General features: G+C 45.7%; 1 protein-coding gene. It reads left to right on the top strand.

Annotated features, from left to right (window positions below):
• Positions 1–37: 37 nt before the first annotated feature.
• Positions 38–1,000 (top strand): purine nucleoside transporter PunC (gene punC / locus R8269_RS26650; RefSeq protein WP_318223098.1); only part of this gene is annotated, 963 nt, incomplete at its 3' end.

The following is a 1,000-nucleotide window of genomic DNA, read 5'->3' as shown; positions in this document are numbered from 1 at the left end:
GATTAAAAAATGATTAAATAATTTGATTGGTTGAATCATGAAAATATCAAAACTACAGCTCGTTTATCTTGCAGCTTTATCCATGCTTGGCTTTGTTGCCACTGACATGTACTTACCTGCGTTCAAAGCGATGGAAATCGACTTTGCTACAGGTCCCGAACAAATCGCACTTTCTCTGACCGTATTTCTTGTAGGTATGGCTTTTGGTCAGCTGATGTGGGGATTGGCATCGGATAAATTTGGTCACCGCAATACGCTGGCCGCAGGTCTGGTACTCTTTACCATTGCCTCATTCGGCTTAGCATTCTGCGATGAAGTTTGGCAGCTACTGACACTGCGCTTTGTGCAAGCAATCGGCGTGTGTGCTCCTGCGGTTATCTGGCAAGCGATGGTAATCAAGCGTTACTCCAGCAGTAGCCAGCAAATTTTTGCAACCATCATGCCGTTGGTGGCACTATCACCAGCACTTGCACCTCAACTGGGTGTGGTTTTAGCGGATAGCTTTGGTTGGCACAGTATTTTTATCGCATTAACGCTTGTTGGCGTGGTGCTGGTTGCTGCCACCATGGCACAAAAGAACGAACAAGCCGAAATCAAACAAACCAGCATGTCTGCGGATATTAAAGCGTTACTAGGTTCAAAAACTTACCTAGGTAACGTGTTTATGTTCGCAACCGCGTCGGCAGCGTTCTTTGCTTACCTTACTGGTATGCCAGAAATCATGTCTCAACTCGGCTACGAAGCAAAAGACATCGGTTTGAGCTTTATTCCACAAACCATTGCTTTCATGGTGGGTGGTTACCTAGGTAAAGTTGGTGTTCGCAAATTTGGTGATGAAAAAATTCTACGTCAGTTGATCGGTTTATTCAGTGTTGCCGCGTTGCTTATCTTTGTAGCTTCGCAGTGGGAATTGACCTCCATCTGGCCAATCCTAGCGCCTTTCTGTCTGATTGCGGTAGCGAATGGTGCGTTGTACCCAATCGTAGTAAACCGTGCATTG

The organism is Vibrio sp. Vb0667, assembly GCF_033391095.1.
This window is presented reverse-complemented; position numbering and strand designations above follow the sequence as displayed.